Annotated in this window: 23 protein-coding genes and 6 tRNA genes; 5 read left to right on the top strand and 24 right to left on the bottom strand. The window is 44.3% G+C overall.

The features are described from left to right. Positions 1-763: 763 nt before the first annotated feature. Both cudC and HFA01_RS15885 read left to right on the top strand, forming a co-directional pair. Positions 764-1,318 (top strand): choline uptake/conversion transcriptional regulator CudC, encoded by a 555-nt coding sequence (cudC, locus tag HFA01_RS15890; protein ID WP_146818093.1) that lies wholly within the window; start codon positions 764-766, stop codon positions 1,316-1,318. A 151-nt stretch (positions 1,319-1,469) separates the two neighbouring features. Continuing rightward, complete coding sequence (locus HFA01_RS15885; RefSeq protein WP_146818240.1) at positions 1,470-3,059, top strand: high affinity choline transporter 1; 1,590 nt, start codon at positions 1,470-1,472, stop codon at positions 3,057-3,059. 74 nt (positions 3,060-3,133) lie between these two features. Here the strand turns inward: HFA01_RS15885 and HFA01_RS15880 are convergent, their stop codons facing one another. The 10 genes from HFA01_RS15880 to HFA01_RS15835 form a co-directional block, all read right to left on the bottom strand. Next, positions 3,134-3,652: a P-loop NTPase family protein gene (locus HFA01_RS15880; protein ID WP_146818091.1), complete on the bottom strand. Its 519-nt coding sequence runs from the start codon at positions 3,650-3,652 to the stop codon at positions 3,134-3,136. Positions 3,653-3,656: 4 nt separating this feature from the next. After that, the gene (locus tag HFA01_RS15875) at positions 3,657-4,367 is read right to left on the bottom strand and encodes a nucleotidyltransferase domain-containing protein (RefSeq protein WP_146818089.1); all 711 of its coding nucleotides are present in this window, start codon (positions 4,365-4,367) and stop codon (positions 3,657-3,659) included. 120 nt (positions 4,368-4,487) lie between these two features. Beyond that, positions 4,488-4,760 carry an NUDIX domain-containing protein gene (locus HFA01_RS15870; protein WP_246139352.1) on the bottom strand — a complete coding sequence of 91 codons (273 nt, stop codon included), beginning with the start codon at positions 4,758-4,760 and terminating at the stop codon, positions 4,488-4,490. A 1-nt stretch (position 4,761) separates the two neighbouring features. After that, on the bottom strand, positions 4,762-5,997 hold the full coding sequence (locus HFA01_RS15865) for an MFS transporter (protein WP_146818087.1): 1,236 nt from the start codon (positions 5,995-5,997) through the stop codon (positions 4,762-4,764). Continuing rightward, complete coding sequence (locus HFA01_RS15860) at positions 5,994-7,043, bottom strand: ArsR/SmtB family transcription factor (RefSeq protein WP_146818085.1); 1,050 nt, start codon at positions 7,041-7,043, stop codon at positions 5,994-5,996. Before HFA01_RS15860 ends, HFA01_RS15865 begins: the two co-directional genes overlap by 4 nt. A 195-nt stretch (positions 7,044-7,238) precedes the next feature. After that, on the bottom strand, positions 7,239-8,192 hold the full coding sequence (gene trxB / locus HFA01_RS15855) for a thioredoxin-disulfide reductase (RefSeq protein WP_146818083.1): 954 nt from the start codon (positions 8,190-8,192) through the stop codon (positions 7,239-7,241). A 103-nt stretch (positions 8,193-8,295) separates the two neighbouring features. Further along, positions 8,296-8,718 (bottom strand): arsenate reductase (thioredoxin), encoded by a 423-nt coding sequence (arsC, locus tag HFA01_RS15850; RefSeq protein ID WP_146818081.1) that lies wholly within the window; start codon positions 8,716-8,718, stop codon positions 8,296-8,298. A gap of 27 nt (positions 8,719-8,745) precedes the next feature. After that, complete coding sequence (locus HFA01_RS15845) at positions 8,746-10,041, bottom strand: arsenic transporter (protein ID WP_146818079.1); 1,296 nt, start codon at positions 10,039-10,041, stop codon at positions 8,746-8,748. A gap of 12 nt (positions 10,042-10,053) precedes the next feature. Beyond that, positions 10,054-10,401 carry an ArsR/SmtB family transcription factor gene (locus HFA01_RS15840; RefSeq protein WP_146818077.1) on the bottom strand — a complete coding sequence of 116 codons (348 nt, stop codon included), beginning with the start codon at positions 10,399-10,401 and terminating at the stop codon, positions 10,054-10,056. 107 nt (positions 10,402-10,508) lie between these two features. Further along, positions 10,509-10,835: a four-helix bundle copper-binding protein gene (locus HFA01_RS15835; RefSeq protein WP_146818075.1), complete on the bottom strand. Its 327-nt coding sequence runs from the start codon at positions 10,833-10,835 to the stop codon at positions 10,509-10,511. Positions 10,836-10,962: 127 nt separating this feature from the next. On the opposite strand from HFA01_RS15835, the gene HFA01_RS15830 reads away from it, so the two are divergent. Then, positions 10,963-11,262 (top strand): phospholipase, encoded by a 300-nt coding sequence (locus HFA01_RS15830; RefSeq protein ID WP_307725377.1) that lies wholly within the window; start codon positions 10,963-10,965, stop codon positions 11,260-11,262. Between the two features lie 407 nt (positions 11,263-11,669). Then, positions 11,670-12,818: an FtsW/RodA/SpoVE family cell cycle protein gene (locus tag HFA01_RS15825; RefSeq protein ID WP_146818071.1), complete on the top strand. Its 1,149-nt coding sequence runs from the start codon at positions 11,670-11,672 to the stop codon at positions 12,816-12,818. A gap of 75 nt (positions 12,819-12,893) precedes the next feature. Here HFA01_RS15825 and HFA01_RS15820 read toward each other — a convergent pair whose 3' ends face one another. From HFA01_RS15820 to sigW, 7 genes are all read right to left on the bottom strand, one after another. Further along, entirely contained in the window at positions 12,894-13,430 is a 537-nt protein-coding gene (locus HFA01_RS15820; RefSeq protein WP_146818069.1) for a hypothetical protein, read from the bottom strand. A gap of 118 nt (positions 13,431-13,548) precedes the next feature. Continuing rightward, positions 13,549-15,351: a glutamine--fructose-6-phosphate transaminase (isomerizing) gene (gene glmS / locus HFA01_RS15815; RefSeq protein WP_146818067.1), complete on the bottom strand. Its 1,803-nt coding sequence runs from the start codon at positions 15,349-15,351 to the stop codon at positions 13,549-13,551. Between the two features lie 492 nt (positions 15,352-15,843). Then, on the bottom strand, positions 15,844-17,193 hold the full coding sequence (gene glmM / locus HFA01_RS15810) for a phosphoglucosamine mutase (protein WP_146818065.1): 1,350 nt from the start codon (positions 17,191-17,193) through the stop codon (positions 15,844-15,846). Between the two features lie 64 nt (positions 17,194-17,257). Continuing rightward, positions 17,258-18,247 (bottom strand): CdaR family protein, encoded by a 990-nt coding sequence (locus HFA01_RS15805; protein ID WP_146818063.1) that lies wholly within the window; start codon positions 18,245-18,247, stop codon positions 17,258-17,260. After that, positions 18,240-19,052 carry a diadenylate cyclase CdaA gene (cdaA, locus tag HFA01_RS15800; protein WP_089652931.1) on the bottom strand — a complete coding sequence of 271 codons (813 nt, stop codon included), beginning with the start codon at positions 19,050-19,052 and terminating at the stop codon, positions 18,240-18,242. Before cdaA ends, HFA01_RS15805 begins: the two co-directional genes overlap by 8 nt. 203 nt (positions 19,053-19,255) lie before the next feature. Next, the gene (locus tag HFA01_RS15795) at positions 19,256-19,912 is read right to left on the bottom strand and encodes a zf-HC2 domain-containing protein (RefSeq protein WP_146818061.1); all 657 of its coding nucleotides are present in this window, start codon (positions 19,910-19,912) and stop codon (positions 19,256-19,258) included. 15 nt (positions 19,913-19,927) lie between these two features. Then, positions 19,928-20,491 carry an RNA polymerase sigma factor SigW gene (gene sigW, locus HFA01_RS15790; protein ID WP_146818059.1) on the bottom strand — a complete coding sequence of 188 codons (564 nt, stop codon included), beginning with the start codon at positions 20,489-20,491 and terminating at the stop codon, positions 19,928-19,930. 161 nt (positions 20,492-20,652) lie between these two features. On the opposite strand from sigW, the gene HFA01_RS15785 reads away from it, so the two are divergent. Further along, the gene (locus HFA01_RS15785) at positions 20,653-20,847 is read left to right on the top strand and encodes an aspartyl-phosphate phosphatase Spo0E family protein (RefSeq protein ID WP_146818057.1); all 195 of its coding nucleotides are present in this window, start codon (positions 20,653-20,655) and stop codon (positions 20,845-20,847) included. 11 nt (positions 20,848-20,858) lie between these two features. On the opposite strand, the gene rocF is transcribed toward HFA01_RS15785, so the two are convergent. From rocF to HFA01_RS15750, 7 genes are all read right to left on the bottom strand, one after another. After that, positions 20,859-21,761: an arginase gene (gene rocF / locus HFA01_RS15780; protein WP_146818055.1), complete on the bottom strand. Its 903-nt coding sequence runs from the start codon at positions 21,759-21,761 to the stop codon at positions 20,859-20,861. 328 nt (positions 21,762-22,089) lie between these two features. Next, positions 22,090-22,162 (bottom strand) — tRNA-Ala (locus HFA01_RS15775). 3 nt (positions 22,163-22,165) lie between these two features. Next, a tRNA-Gly gene (locus tag HFA01_RS15770) sits at positions 22,166-22,240 on the bottom strand. Positions 22,241-22,256: 16 nt separating this feature from the next. Continuing rightward, positions 22,257-22,329 (bottom strand) — tRNA-Lys (locus HFA01_RS15765). A gap of 38 nt (positions 22,330-22,367) precedes the next feature. Next, positions 22,368-22,442: transfer RNA gene (locus HFA01_RS15760), tRNA-Gln, on the bottom strand. A gap of 109 nt (positions 22,443-22,551) precedes the next feature. Then, positions 22,552-22,637: transfer RNA gene (locus tag HFA01_RS15755), tRNA-Tyr, on the bottom strand. 16 nt (positions 22,638-22,653) lie between these two features. Then, positions 22,654-22,729, bottom strand: a tRNA-Thr gene (locus HFA01_RS15750). Positions 22,730-22,739 lie beyond the last annotated feature (10 nt).

Genomic DNA, 22,739 nt, shown 5'->3' with positions numbered 1-22,739 from the left:
GGGATTCTAAGTTAGCCAGCGGTTTGATAAGGGAAGGAGTTCTTTTCGAGTAAATGGGTACGGGAGAGGTGGATTAATCGTCCAAACATACAAGAAAACTCCGCTGCTGTAACATCAGGTTAATACCTTCGAACACGTTTGATCACCCTCGTTCCTCCACAAAAACTCCTGTATATAGCTCCTACAAATTTTGTTTTTTTGCGTTTGCTTGACCTGTTAATAACAGCCAAACCATATAGAGTAGAGTGAGCAAGCAAAACGGCCTCCTCTTTTATTCTTATTATTCTAGCCCCGAGAGAGTCTCAGGCACCTCTATCAGATCAGATCAATATAGTCTTATGAGCGTTATATTTTATGAGGTATTTCTCCATTCTTCTGTTCCAAATCATGATCATTCTCCCCAGTTATCCTATTCCATACTAAATGCACGATACGGTCGCACCGGCAGAATCGAATCATTTGCTACCTAATGATATTCTTTCCTGATTCAGGTGTAAGTCTCCTGATTTACTTTTATTTCCCATATCGTTAATCTTGTTAATTAAAAATTTAACTTTTTGAATACTTTTAACGTTAACAAGCCTTTGGAAGCTTGTCAAAGCGAAAAATTTTTTAAATCGCCTATAACCTATGAGATGATAGGGCTTAAGGCGATTTTTTTCTAAAATGATTTTTGACAAGCGATTTTTATTCGTTAAGATAAAGTCTGTAAAGAAAAAATTTAATAAAGTTAATTGCTTTTACGCCTGTGAGGAGGTTTTTAATGACAAATCATCATGAAGAAAACTCCCGACAGACCATTGAGCACGCGAAAGGACTTGTGATCGATTCCATTGCGGAAACGATGGATTTGTATGGAGTGACCCGGAGTGCAGGGACCTTGTATGGGACGATGTACTTCGAGGATGATATGACGTTGGATGAAATGCGTGAAAAGCTCGGAATGAGCAAGCCAAGCATGAGTACAGGAGTAAAGAAGCTTCAAAACTACAACATTGTGAAGCAGACATTCCGAAAAGGAACGCGCCGGCAGACGTTTGTCGCTGAAAAAGACTTCTTTAATTTCTTCTCCAACTTTTTTACAAAAAAATGGTTACGAGAAGTCAAAACGAACTTAGATGCGATCAAACTTGCCCAAAAGGAATTGAATGGTCTCATCGAAGATCCTGAAGCGGACGAAGTTGTAAAACAAGAAGCAGAACAAGTCTATCAGCAACTCGAAGCATCCAAACCTTATTACCATTGGTTACAGAAGCTCGTGGACTCTATAGAGAGTGGAGAAATTTTTGATTTTCTCCCTGTTGACCAAGAAAAATAAGATACTGCCTCTCTGAATAACACTTTACCTGTTATTCATGGGAGAAGTATGGACTTTATAATTTACAGAATATTCAGATAATAATAAAGGAGTGATGTCATTGCAATCGAATCAACAACCATCTTTTTTCGCAAAAAACAAAGCCGCAATCATGCTCGGGACGCTTTTAGGTGTTTTCGTCCTCTACATGGCCCTCACAAATGAAAACATTCAATGGGGCGGATTTATCGCCATGATTGTTTTTTATGCCCTCGTCTATTACATCGGTGCAGTCTTCGCTACAAACAAATCCGGAACTCTAGCAGACATGATGGTCGCAAACCGCAGCTTACCTCTTGGAATTGCCATGTTCACTATGGCTGCTACCTGGGTAGGTGGCGGATATGTCAATGGAACAGCAGAATTCACGTACAGCGATGGTCTCGTTTGGGCTCAAGCTCCATGGGGATACGCATTAAGTCTAATCATCGGTGGTATTTTCTACGCTCGTAAAATGCGCCGCTATGAATTCCTCACCATTATTGACCCTCTGGAACAACGTTTCGGCAAAAAAATGGCCGGAGTCCTTTACATTCCTGCTTTACTTGGAGAAATGTTCTGGAGTGCTGCGATTCTAACGGCTCTAGGCACGACATTCGGTACCATCCTGAACATTGACTTTACTACATCCATCATCCTTTCAGGAATCATTGCTATCGCCTATACCGTAGCTGGTGGTATGTGGGCGGTTGCTTATACGGACGTTTTCCAGATGGCCATTCTATTGATTGGACTCATTTTAGTAGTGCCATTTACTTTAGGTCATGTTGGTGGTATTGATAATGCATGGAGTAACTATTCAGCAGAATTCGGATCATACGCCAATTTATTTCCACCGTTGAACGGATGGCAGGATCCTGCATGGGGCAATTGGTTCTGGAACTGGATTGACTACGCCCTCCTTCTTATTTTTGGTGGGATTGCGTGGCAAGTATATTTCCAGCGTGTTCTTTCAGCGAAAAATGAAAAAACTGCCATGTGGTTATCCATCACAGCAGGAATCATCTGCATCATTGCAGCCATCCCTGCCGTTCTGATTGGAATTGTCGGCGTAAATATGGACTGGGCAAGCATGGGACTTCCAACTCCTGAGAACCCAGCAGTCATTCTGCCGCACATTCTAAGATATTTGACGCCTGAACTCGTATCCGCTATCGGACTTGGAGCTCTCGCAGCGGCGGTCATGTCCTCTATGGACTCTTCCATTCTTTCTGCCTCTTCCATGGCATCCTGGAACGTGTACCGTCCATTGCTTAAACCGAATGCAAGCTCTGAGCAGTTGAAGAAAGTGATTAAGCGTACAATCATCATCGTCGGTGTCGGAGCGATGATCATCGCATTAAATGTTAAAAGTGTATATACGCTGTGGTATTTAGCCTCCGATCTTGTGTACACGATTCTTTTCCCACAGCTCACCATGGCACTCTTTTATAAAAATGCGAACCTTTACGGATCGATCGCCGGATTCTCCGTGGCGTTATTCCTCCGTTTAGGAGGCGGAGAGCCTGCAATGGGACTACCGGCATTCCTGCCGTACCCAATGATCAATCCTGACGGAATTGTCCTGTTCCCATTCCGTACACTTGCTTGTATTGCAGCATTCGTAATGATTTTCGTTGTGTCAGAAATGACGAAGAAAAAATGTCAGCCAAAGCCCCTTCTCTTACCTGAGGAGAGAAAGCAAGAGAAAAAGGCTTCCTAATAAAAACAAAAAGCGCTCCAAGTTTTCACTTGGAGCGCTTTTTTATGTAAAAATCCCGCTTGCGAACCACTCATTTATGAATGGTGATCAAGAAACTTCTGGATATCGTTTTTCGATCTTAATTGAATGACACGCTTCTCACGGCCGATTTCCTGAAACGAAAGGAGCCTCTCCTGCATGTTCTTTTTCCGTTTCCGATAGGTCGTTACAATGAATTTTAAAAAGTCCGCTTCCATTCTTTCACTACACCCTTCACCGAGGTCCGGGCGTGTGCTTCCCCGGTGGGTCCACCAGCGCTTCAAGACTCGAAATAGACAGGTCCTTAGAGGCAATTCCAAGTAGATGATCGTGTCTGCCCTCTCTGCGCGTATCTCATACGTAGGTCTATAATTTCCCTCTATAATCCACTGGTCTTTTTCTACGACTTCTCTCTGCCTCTCGGAGAAATCCTCCAGTGTCGCTTCCTTCCAACCCGGCTCCCAATAAAAACGATCGAGATGATACACGTCGATGTCGAGCTTCTCCCCTAGTTTCTTTGCAAATGTCGATTTGCCTACACCTGCAGAAACACCAAGCACCATGATTCTCTTCACTGGTCTACCTCCTTTTCTTCTTTCCGATTGAAAACCCTTCGAACAAACGACCGCCGTATGGATGCAGCACCTCATCTACCAGTTCCACGACGCCTTCCTTCTCGCCGTATTTGTAAAAATGATCAAAGCATTGGATCAACCGTTCTGCAAAAGTAGCATCATAGCTTCGGAGCGAGCGAGCCATCCATTTTGAGGCTCCGCTCCACTGGCCACTCATTCTTAAATGAAACTCACTCGTCTGCTCTGCCAGCTTTGATGCAATGAAAAGAGCTTCCCCCCGGTCAGTGCAGCCAACAAAATCGTCCAATGCATCCGTAAGAAAATACCGCTTAAGCAAAAGGGTTTCTTCAGACCACGGGGCCGGCCCTTCCTTCAGCAGGTCCACGGCTTCATTTTTGACAATTTCCAGACGATCATCCCACTTAAGGATCTGTCCCTCTGCCACCATGCGTGGCATCGAAGGTTGTCCACGCTCACAATCACTCTCGAAAAACTCACGGTAGGAAGACCAATGATGGACGAAGACTTCGACCGGCCACTCTCCCGCATAGAAAGATTCGCGAAAAGACGACGCTACTTTCGAATCGAAAATGACGATGTCCAAATCGGATGTGCTTGTTTCCTCCCCCCTTACGACGCTCCCTGCTAGAAGGGCGGCATCACATTCCAGGAACCGTTCTCTGACCACAACTTTTGCCGCCTCTAAGGCTTTCATAGGCTCACCCTTTCCATAATGATCCGCGCCCTTTTGTCGATATTCTCAGGGAGAGATTCAAGGCTGAAATACTTCAAATCCAACGTTTCTTTATCATCCACTTTGCGTTCTCCGCTAATCTCAGAAGCGATAAAAAAAGTCTTCCCCTGAATACGTGGCGACTTGGCGCACGTGTCCAGCTATAAGCCCCGTTTCTTCTTTCAGCTCTCTGACAGCCGTCTGCTCAAGCGTCTCCCCAGGCTCCATCGCTCCACCAGGAAGTCCCCACTCTTTTGTATCCTTACGATACTGGAACAGCAGCTCCCCCTGCTCATTCTGAACAAGAACCGTAGCCCCTGCCACGACGAGCGGCTGTGTCCCAATCCTTTTTCTTATTCTTTGTACGTAGTCCATTTCACGCCCCCTCTCTATCTACTTTTTTCAGGGAAGGGTGTAAATAAATAAAAGAAGCGATGATGGAGACACTTCCTCCTATAGCAATGGTCATAGATGTACTTATGTATTCACTGATGATTCCAGCCACCAAGGCAGCTACAGGCATCAACGCCCACGTCATGAAACGGCTCGTCGCCTGCACCCTTCCGAGTAAATGCTCCGGCGTCAGCTTTTGTCTTAACGTTACAATACATGGACTGCTGATGGAAGCACAAATGGTCCCAAAAGCGTTCAAAAGGGCTAGAGCCATAAAAGATTGATAGAAACTGAACAGGAAGATAGAAAGCCCTCCGAGTGCGCCACATCCAAATAATAGGGTGCGATAAGTAACTCTCCTTCTCAGTATAGGAGAAAGCACCGCTCCCCCAATAGCTCCTACCCCCCCAATGGAAAGAAGCCAACCGATCGAGACCGCTGAAAAACCAATACCCGCTTTTAAATGAACGATCATCATGGTCAAAAAGAGAGTCGTGCCAAATACAGAAAAGAACATAGCGATATTGGTATAGAGTAAAGGTCGTTGTTGCATTACAAAATGAAACCCTTCTCTCATGTCTTGAGTAAATGACCGCTTTTCCCCTTGCATCCGCTCCTCTTCCAACCGTAGACTCCAAACGACTAGAAAGCCGATGAAGAAAGAAAGGCTATTTATAATTATCCCGATTCCAGGGTTGTAAAAGGCCACAATCCAACCACCCAGCCCCGGGGCAAGAAAAACAGCCGTATGAAACATCCCTGTGTTCCAGGCATTTACAAGGTCGAGATCCTGCTTTCTAACGAGTTTCGGAATCGATGCAAACTGAGAGGTTTGATAAAGTTGTCCAAGCACACCAATAACGAAAGCCGCTGCATATAGAACATAGATGGCAATCGTTTCATACAGAAACAAAACTCCTACGCTCCCAAGTAAAAGAAACCGGAAAAAATCACAAAACAGGAGAATTCGTTTCCGGTTCAATCGATCAGCAAGCACACCTGCAATCGGCTGGAACAAAACAGGCACCCGCTCAATAGCAGCAACAATTCCCATACTGAGCGGGGAACCGGTAAGAGCAAGCACCATCAAAGGGAGCGCAATCAAATAGATCTGATCTCCGAAAAAAGATACTAGATTTCCTCCAATGAAGCGTAGAGCCTGACGATTGGACTTGAATGACGGTTTGTCTTCGCTCTGCCACACTTCCGCACGGTTCATTTTTCCTCTCCCAAAAACAACTCCAATTCCCTCGGCAGCATTTCCCACGCCCGTGGGCTTACATGATAACGGGGGCCATAAGCGACGATGAGCCGGGCAGATTTCAACAACTTCAGATGGTGATAGACGGTGGTTTTACCCATCCCGACTTCCTCGGTCATCTCTTTCAGGGTACGCCCTCCACCCATCAAAATCTTGAGCATACGCAAACGATTCTCATCTCCCAGCACCTTAAACTTCTGAACAAGCATTTGATCCGGAACATACGGGTCATCTGGATGGATGCTTTCATTGGCCACAGGGTAATAAAAGATTTTCGTCCCCTCAATATCGGCTTCCACATTCCAAGGACGATAGATAAAATGAGGGATCATGATGACTTTATAGACACTAGGCTCCGGGAGATAACGAATTCCATGGGTTGCCCACTCCACAAAATCCTCCGCTTCCAGCTTCTCAAGACGCTTATTCTTAGAAGAAGCATCGCGTTCCAGAATACCTTTGAACTTCGCCTCATCCGGCTGAATAACCGACTCATACCACCCTGTCATCACCTCTTGGATATGATTTTTCAGATGGCTCACATCCACCTGGCTAATGTAGGCAACGTAGTTTGGAAAAAAAGCATTATCCTTAGATCCTTCCTGAAGCCTCTCTACCGCATCACGGTTTCCTTGAGAAGCAAGCTTTCGCTCTTGTTGATGCTTCACCCCTATGTAAGGAAGGGCGATGTAACGCAACTCTTCTTCACCTAATTCATTTACAAATTGATTGAATTCCTCTAGTAAATTCATGTCCTTTTCATGAAGTAGAAGCAAGATCGTTTTCCACGTATTCTTTTGCTGGACAATTTCCAAATGAGCCAACATTTCCTTAGACAATGATGCTTTAATCGTCTTCCATTGTTTATCTGTATAGTCCAGCGTGTCCAGCAGCTGTTCATTCGTGATCGCAGCAATGCCAAGTGCCGCTTCCCACAGAAGAGAATGTTTCACCTCCACTTGATACGTCTCTCTTTTTCTTGAACCCATAGAAAATACTTCCATTTCATCACCTCTTGCAATTATTCTATACTTATAGAATTAAATATTCAATATATATTGAATTAGTTTTTAAAGTATCTTCCAATATATGTATGACCTGGTACACCATTATTTAGGTGATCCACTTAAAGATTTGATCTATTTCTGGTACAAAAAAAGCATCGATCTGTTAGAACAGATCGATGCTTAATCGAGTCATTAGGATAGATTTTCGCTCCAGTCGATCGTCGCTTCTCCTTCAAGGAAACGCTCCGTATCCATTGCTGCCATGCAGCCTGTTCCTGCAGCGGTAATCGCTTGGCGGTATTTCTGATCCTGGACATCGCCACAGGCGAAGATGCCGGGAATATTCGTGTTGGTCGTCCCGGGATCAACGAGAATATAGCCTTTTTCATCCATATTCAGCTTCCCTTTCACAAAATCCGTGTTGGGATTGTGACCGATCGCAACAAATATTCCATCGGTGTCAATGACTTCCTCTTCTCCAGACTCGTTGTCACGAACCTTGATGCCACTGATCTTCATACCATCCGACACCATTTCAACGGGTGTTTTGTTCAGCGCCCACGTCACTTTATCATTTTCTTGCGCACGTGTCTGCATGATTTTCGATGCGCGGAGATCATGACGACGGTGGATGACTTGCACTTCACTCGCAAATTTCGTAAGGAAAGTCGCTTCTTCCATTGCGGAGTCCCCTCCACCAATGATGACCACTTTCTTTCCTCGGAAAAAGAACCCATCACAGGTCGCACATGTGCTGACGCCTTTTCCAAGGTTTTCTTTTTCACCTGGTATGCCGAGCATTTTGGCAGAGGCACCAGTAGAGATGATTAACGTTTCCGTCACCACTTCACCTAAGCCGTCGACATGAAGCTTGAACGGACGCCCTTCCACCTCTACATCGGTCACCCATCCGCGCTTGAAAGTCGCACCAAAGCGTTCGGCCTGCTTTTTCATGTTATCCATGAGCTCTGGACCCATGATGCCATCAGGGAATCCAGGGAAATTCTCGACTTCAGTCGTAAGCGTCAATTGTCCGCCTGGTTCCGGTCCCTCGATAACGAGCGGTTCCATATCCGCTCTTGCTAAATAAACAGCCGCTGTCAATCCGGCAGGGCCTGTGCCTAATATAATCGATTTATAAGCCATGCAAACTCCTCCTTCAGCAAAGGTCTCCTCTTTAGAGGTATAACCTTATTTCACTGAAGTCATGCCTATTTTCTCTATATTCAAGCTTAGCCCCATCTGTTTTTTACTCTCCGGTTTCAGCGAATCTCTGAATGCGTGCTTCGATTTCATCACGCACGCGTTGGAAGAATGCCCATTTTTCTTCTTCCGTTCCTTCCGCCTTAGCAGGATCATCGAAGCCCCAGTGGAATCGAGTAACGTGTGGAGGGGTCATTGGACACTTATCGTTCGCATCTCCACAAAGAGTAATCGCGTATTCAGCATTGTTTAGAATATCAGGGTCGATGATGTCAGATGTTTGATCGGTAATATCTACATCCACTTCATTCATCGCTTTAACCGCATTCGGGTTCAATCCGTGCGCTTCAATCCCTGCTGATTTCACCTCATACTTATCGCTCAAGTATTTCTTTCCGAACCCTTCCGCCATTTGGCTGCGGCAAGAGTTCCCTGTGCATAGAAAATAGATAACTGGTTTGTTAGACATGTAGCATTTCTCCTTTTTGTGTAAAAATTATAGAATTAATAACCATAGATAAAGTCCGACGAGTGTAATGAATAAGGTCGGCACGGTTAGAATGATTCCGACTTTAAAATAGTATCCCCATGAAATTTTGAAGCCTTTCATGGATAAAACGTGAAGCCATAATAAAGTCGCTAAAGACCCGATTGGTGTAATCTTCGGTCCTAGGTCTGATCCGATCACATTGGCATAAATAAGGGCCTCCCTCATCGTTCCTGCTGTATTCGTATCAGCAATGGCGAGAGCATCAATCATTACGGTAGGCATATTATTCATGATGGAAGAAAGAATGGCTGCAATGAATCCCATGGAGACTGTCGCTGTGAACAATCCTTGATCTGCTGTGTACTGGATGACATTCGCAAGGATATCGGTCAAGCCGACATTTCGAAGTCCGTAAACGACGACATACATCCCGACAGAGAAGAAGACAATCGCCCATGGAGCTCCTTTAATCACTTCTCCTGTCTGGACGGCCGCACTCCTTCTAGCCATCAATAGGAAAAAGATCGCGACAATTCCCGCAATGATAGAAACAGGAATTCCCAGTGGCTCACTTGCGAAATATCCGATCAACAGAACAGCAAGAACGCCCCAGGACATGCGGAACATCTTATCATCCTGTATCGCTTCTTTCGGCTTTTTCAACTGAGATAAGTCGTAGTTGTCGGGAATACTCTTACGGAAAAATAAGAATAAGACAAGAATACTTGCAGCCAGTGAGAACAAGTTCGGAACAACCATGCGTGACGCATACTCAACAAATCCAATATCGAAGAAGTCTGCGGACACAATGTTCACCAGGTTACTGACAATCAGTGGCAAAGATGTCGTATCAGCGATAAAACCACTCGCCATAATGAACGGAAGAATCATGGATTCTTTAAAATTCAAATTCCTGACCATCGCAAGGACAATCGGCGTTAAAATCAAGGCCGCTCCGTCATTTGCGAACAGAGCTGCAACGACAGCTCCAAGCAAGGTCACGTAAACGAACATACGCTTTCCGTCACCCTTGGCTACACGAGCCATATGAAGAGCCGCCCATTCAAAAAATCCAATCTCATCTAGAATCAATGAAATAATAATAATCGCAATAAAGGCTAACGTTGCGTTCCAGACAATGTCGGTAACGGCAAGGACGTCTTGAAAATCAACAACACCAAAAATCAAGGCAAGAATGGCACCCGCACAAGCGGACCAACCGATTCCAAGATTCTTAGGCTGCCATATGACAAAGACGAGCGTAAGTACAAAAATAATCGTAGCAATCAGTGCTAAACTCAAAAAACAATCCCCCTAGCTATCACATTGGATCCGAAGTCCCGCTTCTTCCAATGCTGTCAATTTCTCTTTTTGGTCCGGGATCTGTTCCAGAACCTGATGAATGATGGGATATGTGGCGTGTTCTCTGTTCAAGGAATAGAAAATCCACTGCCCTCTTCGTTGCTCTTTAACAAGACCAGCATCGCGCAGCTTTCTTAGGTGCTGACTGATCGAAGGCTGACTCATTTGCAACACTTCTACAAATTCACAGACACAACATTCGCTATCTTTAACCAAACCAAGAATAGTCAGCCGCGTTTTATCTCCTAAGAGCTTCAACGTTTGTGCGGCTTGTTCCAACTCAATGATCGTCTTTTCCATCAGAATCACCTCATCCTCCATTATAATATAAGTATATGCTTATATGTGCAAGAGGAAAAACGCGAAAATAAAAAGCCCCTGCATTCAGGGACTCGTTATCATTTCATTTATGCTACCTGTTTACAAACTTCCGCACAGTCATAGCAAGCTTTAGCACAATCCTGGCAGTGCTGATGGTCATGTTTCTTACATTCATCCCCACAAGCCTGGCAGATCTTCGCACAAACTCCTGCTAATTCAGATACGAACGGAGAGTTTCTTGAAATCGCTTGTTCTAAGTATCCGCAAATATCGGCACATTCGCGATCAGTACGGATACACTCCGCCATCATTTTTACGTCTTCTTCTTTTAAACAAGCATCATAACAATGGTTACACGCTTCCATACAAGCATGAAGCTTCTGAATTAGATTTTGATATTTTTCGTGTGCCATCCTATCTCCTCCTTGATTGGTGTTGGTTAGTATTTAACTCAATAGAGGATTTACTAAACCTATAAAGGATAGGTGACCATACAAAAATCAATTCTTGGTCATAAACTACTCCTAGCCAAACTATTGGATGGAGGAGAACCACATGTATAGAAGAAGAGGACCGGTACGCAGACCCGGGTTCTGTGTCTTTCCCGGCTACAACTACTGTGGACCTGGATGCAGCGGCCCCGGCGAACCCATAAACGCCGTAGATGCTGCCTGCAAAGCTCATGATGAATGTTATCGTCGGCGCAGAGATTATTGCGCTTGTGACCTTGCTTTCATCAATCAGCTTGAAAGATTACAAAATCCTTATACCTCAGAAGGGCGTCATGCAAGAACGCTGTATAAATACATGAGAATCCAGCGTCTCTTCACCTGTTTTTAAAGTATGCCATAACCCAATCACCGTTCTTATGGTGATTTTTTGTTTTCATTGGAAAGTAAGTGAAGCTATGTTATTAAGCAACCTGGCATTATTCTTGGAGAGGTTATGGGGTTCTGGGTGGTGCGGAAATCAGCTCACTTTTCATAGGACAGGCGCACAGTCACCTACGGACAGCGAGTGATTTTCCCATTCCACGAATTGTTCATCGAGACTTCGAAACTGAGTCTTACGCATGGGTTTACCCTTTTTGATAGTTATGTGTTACATTTTCATGTCCTTGAAAGAAAAGAATGCTTTATAATTGAAGAATAAGGAAGAGTTCACTTTTCAAACGTGTTACATGTGCTTATAATAGTCAACAGCACGCTTTTTTTGCTTCGCCAACATGAGAGGATGTATAACCAAAAATGAAATTCGAAGAAAGATTCGATTGGCAGCTCTTTTTTATTATGTGTTGTTTCATAGCCGTCAGCGCAGTCGCTCTTTTCAGTGCCCAGCAAAGCACCCAATACAACGATAACTTTGTACTTAAACAGCTGGTCTGGTATGGACTCGGGGGCATCGTCATCGGCTTTATGCTCCTTGTAGATCCGGAAGACTTCAAGAAAATCAGCTGGTATTTATATGGATTCGGTATCATCCTTCTGATCGCCCTGATTGTCGCTCCACCATCCATCGCACCTGTTATTAAAGGGCAGAAGAGTTGGTTCGCCATGCCAGGATTGTCTTTACAACCTGCAGAACTTGTTAAGATATTCACTATTCTTGCCCTCGGAAGAATTGCCGTGGATCATAATCAAAAGCACCGCTCTTCCATAAAAATGGATTTATTCTTGTTACTAAAACTAGGTGCGGTTACCGGACTGCCGGTTCTTTTAATCATGCAGCAGCCCGATTTAGGGACAAGCCTTGTGTTTATCGCCATCTTAGCAGGATTCGTCCTCATATCAGGCATCTCATGGAAAATTATTTTACCGATTTTCACCATGATCTCAGCTCTTGGAACAGGGTTGATCTGGCTTGCTCTAAAAGCACCTGAAATTCTTGACCGCTACTTAGGTGTGAAAGAGTACCAGCTCGGTCGTATCTACTCCTGGTTCCAGCCGACCAAGTATGAAGACTCTTCTGGATACCACCTCGTAAAAGCGATGCGGGCCATTGGTTCAGGTCAGTTGTATGGAAAAGGCTTCGGCGAGCGCGAAGTGTACTTACCCGAAGCCCAGACTGACTTCATTTTCAGTATCATCGCCGAAGAATATGGTTTTCTCGGTTCTTGTATCGTCATCATCTTATTCTTCCTGTTGATCTACCGCTTCACCACCATCGCCTTTAAAGCGAATAGCAACTATAGTGCGTATGTAATGGTTGGGATCATCAGCATGATCGCTTTCCACGTTTTCCAAAACATTGGAATGTCTGTGCAGCTGCTACCGATCACGGGAATTCCGCTGCCATTCATCAGCTATGGAGGAAGTGCCTTGCTCGGTAACTTGATGGCACTCGGAATTGCATTTTCGATCTCCTATCACCATAAGACCTATATGTTTGGAGAATAGAGAAACACCATACAAAAGGGGACGTCTTGGAACGTCCCCTTTTTGTTTAAGTTGAAGCATGACCCTCCTACACGATCAATGACTTTCGACGGTATTTGCGATTTCCACTAATTCATCAGGAAAAAATTGATCAGAAACGCGTTGATCCATACTCAGCCTGTATTGCCAATGCTCCGTTTCAAAAATGAAGACGTGAAAACCGGGGACTTTCACAAAAACCCCTTTTCCTCCACTCTTTAACCTCACCTGTTCTATGATTCGCTTTTCATGAATAAATAGTTTATTTTCTGCAGGACGGATATCTACATTAAAGTGATTTTCAGGCACATGTTCATTCAAATACTCCACATTTAATTCCAATTTCTCGCTCCCACCTACCCGATCAACCCTGGCCAGCACATGTGTAAATGTCAAGGACGGAAGTTTCTTAGGAAGAGTCACTTTCATTTTCATTTGCTGTTCAAATTCTTTGACTGCTTCATCCAAGGACTTGTATCCATATTCAGCATAGAAATCTTCAAGGGGTTTTGGCTGATCCACTTGGGCATGAACGGGCGTATATACAACCAACAGGCAGGTGATTAAAAGCAAAGCCATTGCATATTTCTTCATAAAAACAAACACCCCTAACGGCATTGAGTAGCCTTATTTTCCCCAGGTTTTCTTTCCCCTATCCAAAGGCATCAAAGTAAAAAAGCTGACACCCACCAGGGTGCCAGCTCTTTATTCTTTATTCTACCGTAACACTCTTTGCAAGGTTACGTGGTTTATCAACATCACAGTCGCGGTGAAGCGCTGCATAGTAAGAAATCAACTGCAATGGAATGACAGAAACAAGTGGTGTCATCAAATCATGCACTTGTGGAATGACGAAAGCATCGCCATCTTTGTTCAAGCCTTCCATACTGATGATCATGCTGTTTGCGCCACGCGCCTCCACTTCCTGGACGTTTCCACGGATGGAGTAGTTCACGTTTTGCTGTGTGGCAAGGGCAATGACAGGAGTGCCATCTTCGATCAAAGCAATCGTGCCGTGCTTCAATTCCCCACCAGCAAAGCCTTCCGCCTGGATGTAAGAAATCTCCTTCAACTTGAGAGACCCTTCCAATCCAACGTAATAGTCAATGCCGCGGCCGATGAAGAAGCAGTTACGAGTCGTAGATAGATACTCGCGCGCCAAGTCTTCCAACTTCTCTTTTTGATCGGTCAAGGCTTCCATCGTAGTTGCCACGATTCCAAGCTCCTGCATAGGATCGAAATCAAGTTCAATGCCCTTCGCACGCGCTGTATCGACAGCAAGAATGGCAAGGACGGCCATTTGTGCTGTATAAGCTTTTGTAGAAGCTACAGCAATCTCTGGTCCTGCATGCAGGTGCATCGTATAGTCTGCTTCACGGGAAAGGGTGGATCCTGGCACATTCGTAATCGTCAGTGCCGGATGACCAAGTTCTTTTGTCTGGACAAGGACAGAACGGCTGTCTGCCGTTTCACCACTTTGAGAAATGTAAACAAACAACGGTTTCTCAGAAAGAAGTGGCATGTTGTAAGAGAATTCACTAGCTACATGAACTTCTACTGGAATGTTTGCGAGTTTTTCAATGAACTGTTTACCTAGAAGTCCGGCATGGTAACTCGTACCTGCAGCGATGATGTAAATACGGTCACAGTCTTTCATCGCTTGACGGATTTCAGGATCCAGCTTGATCTCGTCATTCTCATTTTGATATTCCTGAATGATTTTACGGATGACGAACGGCTGTTCATCAATCTCTTTCAGCATAAAGTGAGGATACGTTCCTTTTTCGATATCTGTGGTATCCAATTCAGCTGTGAATGGTTCACGCTCAACCTTTGTACCATCGGGCTTTTGAATTTCAACACCATCACGGCGAACGATGACGGTTTCTTTATCCATAAGCTCAAGGAATTGGTCTGTTACGTGAAGAGCTGCCATGGAATCACTGGCTACAACGTTGAAGTCGTCACCGGTTCCAACTAACAGTGGGCTCTTATTCTTAGCGACATAAATCGTATCATGATCTTCGCGGTCGATCATGGCAATCGCATAAGAACCAGTCAGAAGCTCGACAGCTTTACGGAAAGCTGCAGCTACATCATTCATTTCATTATTCAGCACTTCAATCAATTGAACGATGATTTCCGTATCGGTTTCACTCTTGAACTCCACGTCACTCAAATACTCGTCGCGAACATCCACATAGTTCTCAATGACGCCATTGTGAACGATTGTGAAGCGTCCGGAAGTACTTTGGTGCGGGTGTGCGTTTTCTTCACTAGGAGCGCCGTGTGTAGCCCAACGTGTATGTCCGATGCCATGCGTCGCTTTGACACTTTCATCGACAGCTTCACGCAAGGAAGCGATACGACCTTTCACTTTCGTCACTTCTACTCCATTTTCGTTCAATGTTGCGATTCCCGCTGAATCATAGCCGCGGTATTCAAGCTTTTCCAAACCATTCAATAAAATCTCTTTTGTATCATTCTGTCCGATATATCCTACAATTCCACACATAATTGTTGTCCTCCTATTATCGGAGAAGGGCAACGAATGCTCCGTAGATTTCAAGGGGCTTTCCGCTGCCCCTCTCCCGTTATTCTTTCTTTGATCACTTCGTCCAGAATGTTTTGTTCGGAAAGTCACCTTCCCGTTTTACACTCGGACATGCGGTTGAAGTGTGGCAACCGGGAGGCATCCGCCGAAAACTCGATGAACCTCCACCTCGTCAACTGTGTTTATTTTTCAAACGTACACACAGTCCTGGCGCTTTATAATAAGGAATGACCTCGATCCTCCTTAACTATTTCAAAATAAAATCCTTTTGTCTCATTTCCGAATGAAAGACTTCTCAAACATGAAAATCGACAATTTTTTCAAGGACATGTTCAATTGTACACAGACCTCTCAGGTGGGTCAATAAAAATTGTAACCGTTACAGAAATGTAAGGGCCCTGTAATAGGATATGCGCAGATCACCCCTATGTGCGACCTGCGCAAGCCCTGAAATTACTCCTTCAAACCAAGCTCTTCTTCAACGACTTGGACGACTTTATCACAATACTCTTCGCATTGTTCTTCTGTAGGTGCTTCCACCATAATCCTTACGAGAGGCTCTGTACCAGAAGGACGTACAAGAACGCGTCCACGATCGCCCATTTCCTCTTCTACAGCTTGGATCGCTTCCTGGATTCTAGGATGCGTTTGTACTTTATTCTTATCAATGACACGCACATTCTTAAGTACTTGTGGGAACTTCTCCATTTCACCAGCAAGCTCTGAGAGTGGTCTGCCTGTTTCTTTCATAACATTCACCAGTTGTAGAGCGGACAGCATCCCATCGCCTGTCGTGTTGTGATCAAGGAAGATAATGTGGCCGGATTGTTCTCCACCAAGGTTATAACCACCGCGACGCATTTCCTCCATGACATAACGATCGCCTACGGCTGTCTTATCACTCTTCATTCCATTCGCTTCTACGGCTTTATAGAAACCAAGGTTACTCATAACTGTAGAAACCACCGTTGAGTTATTCAATGTACCATTTTCATTCATGTGCTTGGCACAAATGTACATGATTTTGTCTCCATCCACGATATTCCCTTTTTCATCAACCGCAATTAGACGATCGCCGTCTCCATCAAAAGCAAGTCCTACATCCGCTTTTTTCTCTTTCACAAGGTCTTGCAATGGCTCAGGGTGAGTAGAACCGACACCGTCATTAATGTTTAGACCATCGGGGGATGATCCGATCGAAGAAATATCCGCTTCAAGATCTGCGAATAAGTGGGAAGCCAGTGATGAAGTCGCTCCATGAGCACAATCGAGTGCGATGTGGAGTCCTTCAAAGTCATAATCAACGGTTTGCTTCAAGTGTTGCAAATATTTCTGTCCACCTTCGAAGTAGTCGTTGATCTGACCGAGGTCCGCCCCTGACGGTCGTGGAAGATCATCTTGCTCTGCATCAATCAATGCTTCAATTTCCTGCTCTTGGTCATCAGTCAACTTAAAACCGTCTGGTCCGAAGAATTTGATTCCATTATCTTCAACAGGGTTGTGGGATGCCGATATCATAATTCCCGCTTCTGCTTGCAGGGCTTTTGTCAAAAAGGCTACCCCTGGCGTAGAGATGACACCGAGACGCATGACCTCTGCTCCAATCGACAATAATCCGGCAGCTAATGCGCCTTCAAGCATCTCACCAGAGATCCTTGTGTCACGTCCAATCAAAACCTTCGGACGCTCGACGCCTTTTGTTACGACATAACCGCCATAACGGCCAAGTTTGAATGCAAGCTCCGGTGTTAATTCCTTATTCGCGACGCCTCGTACGCCGTCCGTACCAAAATATTTACCCATAATCATTCGACCTCTCTTTCTATTCTTTCCATTGATCTATGTTTCACGATTGATTCGTTTTTAGTTATTCTGTCGCGTCTCCGTCATCTCCCGCTTCGCCTTCAACGACTTCAATGTCCACTTCAATCGTTTCAGGTTGGACGGAAGTCACCCCTTCAGGGAGGGGAATATCCACTTCAACGGTTTGACTTTCTGTCACTTCTGATACATCGACCGGCACTTCAGGAAGCGCCTCAATGCCATCAAGTACTTCCTTAGGTCCGGAAATGGTGACTTCTTCTGTTTCTGTACTGACTGATTCAATCAGTACACCTTCTGTATTCCCACCACGAGCGGCAACGTTCAATGGAATGCTTTTCGTACGAGTGGCAATCGGAACGGATACATTCACAGTCGTTGGATCCACGAGGACATTCAACTCATTCCCCTGATTATCATAAACCTTCACAGGAGCTTCCTGAGCTTCAATCGACTCTGTAGCTCCTCCGACATCAATGATTGCTTTCACAGAGGCTACACGCTCAATGACCGACGAAGCTCCCGTAATGGCAACTTGCGAAGGATCCACTTCTGGCTCACCAAGCTCGAGCGCACTATCCAGGTTTCCTTGATTGATATAATCAATGTTCACTTCATAATCTTCGGTCACTTTTTGCTCGATCGTCACTTCAATGATTTTCGGATCGAGCGTGACTGCCAGCTGATTGGATATCCCTGAATGCTGTAAGGACACCTCATGTGTACCCGGACCGAGCCCATTCAAATCTACAAAAACCGTAAAGTTCTTTTGTCTGGAAACAGGAGCGACAGCAGAGGTCGGCCCCTCAACAGAGACGGATACTTCTTGTGGAATGCCGCTGACTACGTATTCTTCACTATCAAACCTGATTTCCAATGGGATGTTTTCCATTACTTCCATATCTGAGGATGACTGATTGAAGAACAAAGAATCAGAATCCATATTGTTATCGACATTCACCGTCACCCAAAGAAGACCAGCAAGCATAAGGGATATGATTCTTATAAACCATACACTCTTGAACCAATTATCCATTCTTTTTCCCCCTCCAGTTCCAGCTTTTCACCGCAGGGGCGGAGTAATCCAATTCTGTACGCAAGATCTCTTCCAATTTCACTTGATCAAGGTCTCGATGCAATTCCCCGTTCTTCGTACAGGAAATAGCTCCTGTCTCTTCAGATACGACGATCGTTAAAGCATCCGTCACCTCACTGATTCCCATGGCTGCTCTGTGCCTTGTACCCAGCTCCTTGGAAATGAAAGGACTCTCTGAAAGTGGGAGGTAACAGGCAGCAGCAACAATTTCATCATTTTTAAGTATAACCGCTCCATCGTGGAGAGGAGTGTTCGGTATAAAAATATTCGTAAGCAGTTCGCTCGACAAGTGTCCGCCGACACGTATGCCTGTCTCTACGTAATCTCCCATACCTGTATCACGTTCAATCGTAATCAATGCACCGATGCGGCGTTTGGCCATGTAGTTACAGGACTTAATGATCGCCTGTAAGGTTTTCTCGGTGTCTTCTTCTTCTGAGGTATTCCTGCTGAAGAAACTCCCTCGTCCCAGTTGTTCTAAAGCTCTTCGGAGTTCAGGCTGGAACAAAATGATGATTGCGAGGAAACCCCACGTAATCGCTTGTGACATCAGCCACCTTAATGTGGTTAGTCCAAATAAATTACTCAATAACCATATACCCAGAATGACGAAAATCCCTTTTAAAAGCTGAACGGCTTTCGTTCCCTGGATCAGCATGATTAATTTATATACAACAAACCAGACAAGGGCGATATCCACAGTAATCAAAAAATAATCTAAAACATCCAATCCCCCATCAAGCATGCCTACACTTCCTTTTAGATATAATAAACCTTAAAAATTCACATTTACCATTATATCACATAACCTTTCCTGTATATATGGAGAACATACCGTCCTAACGACAGACCTATCTGGTTTTATGCCATTTTGGCTGTTTCAGGGTATCCTGTCCTCCATTCTGTTTAATTAAATAAAGCAAGGAAGCTTGGGCCTCCTTGCTTTATTTAATCTGATTCAAATGAGAAGATCGCCTTGAATGTTTTCTTCGTATGATACCAGACCCATTCGTAAACCTGGTTCACTTCTGTTAACTCCCCTGAATAAGCCCGAAGATTATTGCGGTCAAGTCCATCATCCGTTTCCACTTGATCAGAAGACTCATTGAGGATATCGCCATTGATAAGGGTGATATCCCCATCGACTTTCCCGTCAATCCTCAAATCCCCATTTCTGACGACAAGATCCCCTTCAACCGTAACGCCTTCCGGTACAATGACCGTATGATCACGTATTTCGAGGTTCTCCTGCTTGGATACTGTTACCTGCTGGTCCTGGTTCCATGCGGTAAATATACCACTGAACATCAATATGAAAAAGATGGCAGCAGCTGTAAGCATCGGATGCCTTTGCAGCTTACGAAGATAGTTCTTCCTCTTCTTCTCTTTCGGCAAATTCGCCATTACATTCGCCGTAAATCGTGGCGGCGCAGATACAGGGGTCGTGTTTGTGATCAATGTCGTCGTTCTCTTTAGTTCATGAAAATGATTTTGGCAGGATGGACAGCTTTGTAAGTGATCTCTCAGTCGTCTCTCTTCTTCTTTATTTAATTCGCCATCTAAATACTTATGCATAAGTTCAACGGCTTCTCTTTTGCAATTCATTCCCTCTCAACTCCTTCACACATGTCGAAGCCTCTTACGTAAAGCCTCTCTACCTCGATGGACTCTCGTCTTAACAGTCCCTACTGGGATATCCAATACCTCCGCAATCTCTTGAAGAGCAAGCTCATCTAAATAACGAAGCACGATGACGCTCCGATATTTAGGAGGAAGTGCCAATATCTCTTTGTGAATGTACGACTGTAATTCAAGGCTTTCCACTTCTTCTTCAGGTAAAGCTTGGTCGGCAGCTAATTGCGAATACATGTCTAACCCTTCGGTCCCCTTCACTTCTGCATCCAGGTGGTAGTCCGGCTTTTTTTTGCGGATCCGATCAATTGACAGATTCGTGGCTATCCTATACAACCAAGTGGAGAACTTCCTTTTCTCATCAAACGTATGGAGATTTGTGTAGGCTCTTATAAAGGCTTCCTGAGCCAGGTCTTCAGCTTCATACGAGTTCCCAACCATTCGTAGACAAATATGAAAAACTTTATTCTGATAAAAAGAAACAATGTCTTCGAAAGCGGATTGATTACCCTTTTTCACTTCTTTTATTTTTTGCTTAATCATGGTTTCCATCTTCTAATACCTCCGCTATACGTGCGGTCGCTAACCTTTACGGATGACCTCGCCACAAAGTTTCATAAATTTAATATTTTTTTAGCTAATATAAGTTTAACTTTTTTTAGTATCGGTTATAAAGCTGTAAATGTAAAAAATTTCTTAGGAGGAAATTTAATATGAAGCGAGTGACCGCTTTGAAGAAAGAAATCGAAGCTTGTCGTGTGGAAATGATTCGTTTAGCCAGCCTCCATAAGTTGAGCTCGCCGGAAGTTGTACGCGTGAGTGTGAAATTAGACCACCTGTTAAATGAATATGATGAAATAACCCATAAAAAACAGCAACCCACCTTACAAAAGGCGGGTTACTGCTAAGGAACGTTCATTTATTTCAAGCTCTCACCAAATAGAGAACCCATCAAACCTACCGCTACGCTAGCGGTTTTATTTTTTTCATCTAGAATCGGGTTTACTTCTACGAATTCCGCTGATGTAATCATCCCAGACTGATGTAGCATTTCCATCGCTAGATGGCTCTCACGATAGCTTAAGCCACCCATTACAGGTGTTCCTACGCCAGGAGCTTCATTAGGATCCAGTCCATCAAGGTCTAAGCTTAAATGAACCCCATCCGTACGATCTTTCAAATAATCCACTGTCTCTTCCATCACTTGCGTCATTCCCATACGATCAACTTCGTGCATCGTATAGACTTTGATGCCCTTCTCTTCAATAAGCACTCTTTCTCCTTCATCAAGAGAACGAGCTCCAATGATCACAATATTTTCTGGTTTAATCTTCGGTTCATAATCATGGATACTTGTCAGTTTTTCATGGCCGATCCCTAAGCTTACAGCCAGCGGCATCCCATGAATATTACCTGAAGGGGAGCTATCTCCTGTGTTCAAATCACCGTGAGCATCATACCAGATGACCCCAAGGTTTTCATAATGTTTCGCAACCCCTGCGAGCGTACCCATAGCAATACTATGATCTCCCCCAAGCACGAGTGGGAAACGTTTATTTTCAACAACTTCATCCACCGCTTTTGCAAGACGGCGACTTCCTTCAGCAATTTCATTCAAGTTACGTAAATTATCCTGTTTCTCATCTGTATTTTGTTTTGGGCGAGGAATCTCAATATCCCCTAGATCTTCAATGTTATACTTCAATTGCTCTAGACGTTCAACCATACCCGCATAACGAATAGCACTTGGTCCCATATCCACGCCTCGACGCATTTGTCCAAGGTCCATAGGTACACCAATAACTGAAAGCTGTTTATTCATTAAAGTTCCTCCTTTTTTCTCTACTATAATTGTATCCGTTTTTCCCGTAATGACTCAACTGGACATCTTTGTGTATATATATACGAGAAATAGTATGAAAACGTATGTAATCATGCATGTTTACAAGGTTTGAAACCTTTTTCCATATTGTAGGGGAAGTGAACTACACATAGGAAGCAACGTCACAGATTTTTTGATTAACCACCAAGATAGATATTAGGGTCGATACTTATGAATGGATATAAATGAATCAACAAAATTGATTCTAGATCCTATAGGAAAGAACATAAAAAACCTGACATCAATAATTGATGTCAGGTTCAAAGAGTGGAGCCTAGCGGGATCGAACCGCTGACCTCCTGCGTGCAAAGCAGGCGCTCTCCCAGCTGAGCTAAGGCCCCGTATGGAGCGGGAGACGGGATTCGAACCCGCGACCCCCACCTTGGCAAGGTGGTGTTCTACCACTGAACTACTCCCGCATATAAAATTAAAAGATGAGCCATGAAGGATTCGAACCTTCGACCCTCTGATTAAAAGTCAGATGCTCTACCAGCTGAGCTAATGGCTCGTATTGTAATAAAATCTAGTATAACATCTTTTGAAAAATGGCTGGGCCAGCTGGATTCGAACCAGCGCATGACGGTACCAAAAACCGTTGCCTTACCGCTTGGCTATGGCCCAACAGTTACAAAAATAGTATATACCATCTAAAGATCATTATACAAGGAATGTTTATTTTCATAAAAAATAGCTGATCATGGATGTCAGCCGTTATCGTCAAAGAAATAAATGGTGGAGGGAGTAGGACTCGAACCTACGAACCCGATGGGAGCGGATTTACAGTCCGCCGCGTTTGGCCAACTTCGCTATCCCTCCACTTTGACTAAATAAGTGGTGCCGGCCAGAGGACTTGAACCCCCAACCTACTGATTACAAATCAGTTGCTCTGCCAGTTGAGCTAGGCCGGCTTATGAATTT

This window comes from Halobacillus faecis (genome assembly GCF_007991335.1).
GTDB classification, from domain to species: domain Bacteria; phylum Bacillota; class Bacilli; order Bacillales; family Halobacillaceae; genus Halobacillus; species Halobacillus faecis.
Note: the sequence above shows the minus strand (reverse complement) of the source record. Positions and strands in the feature narration are given on the sequence as shown.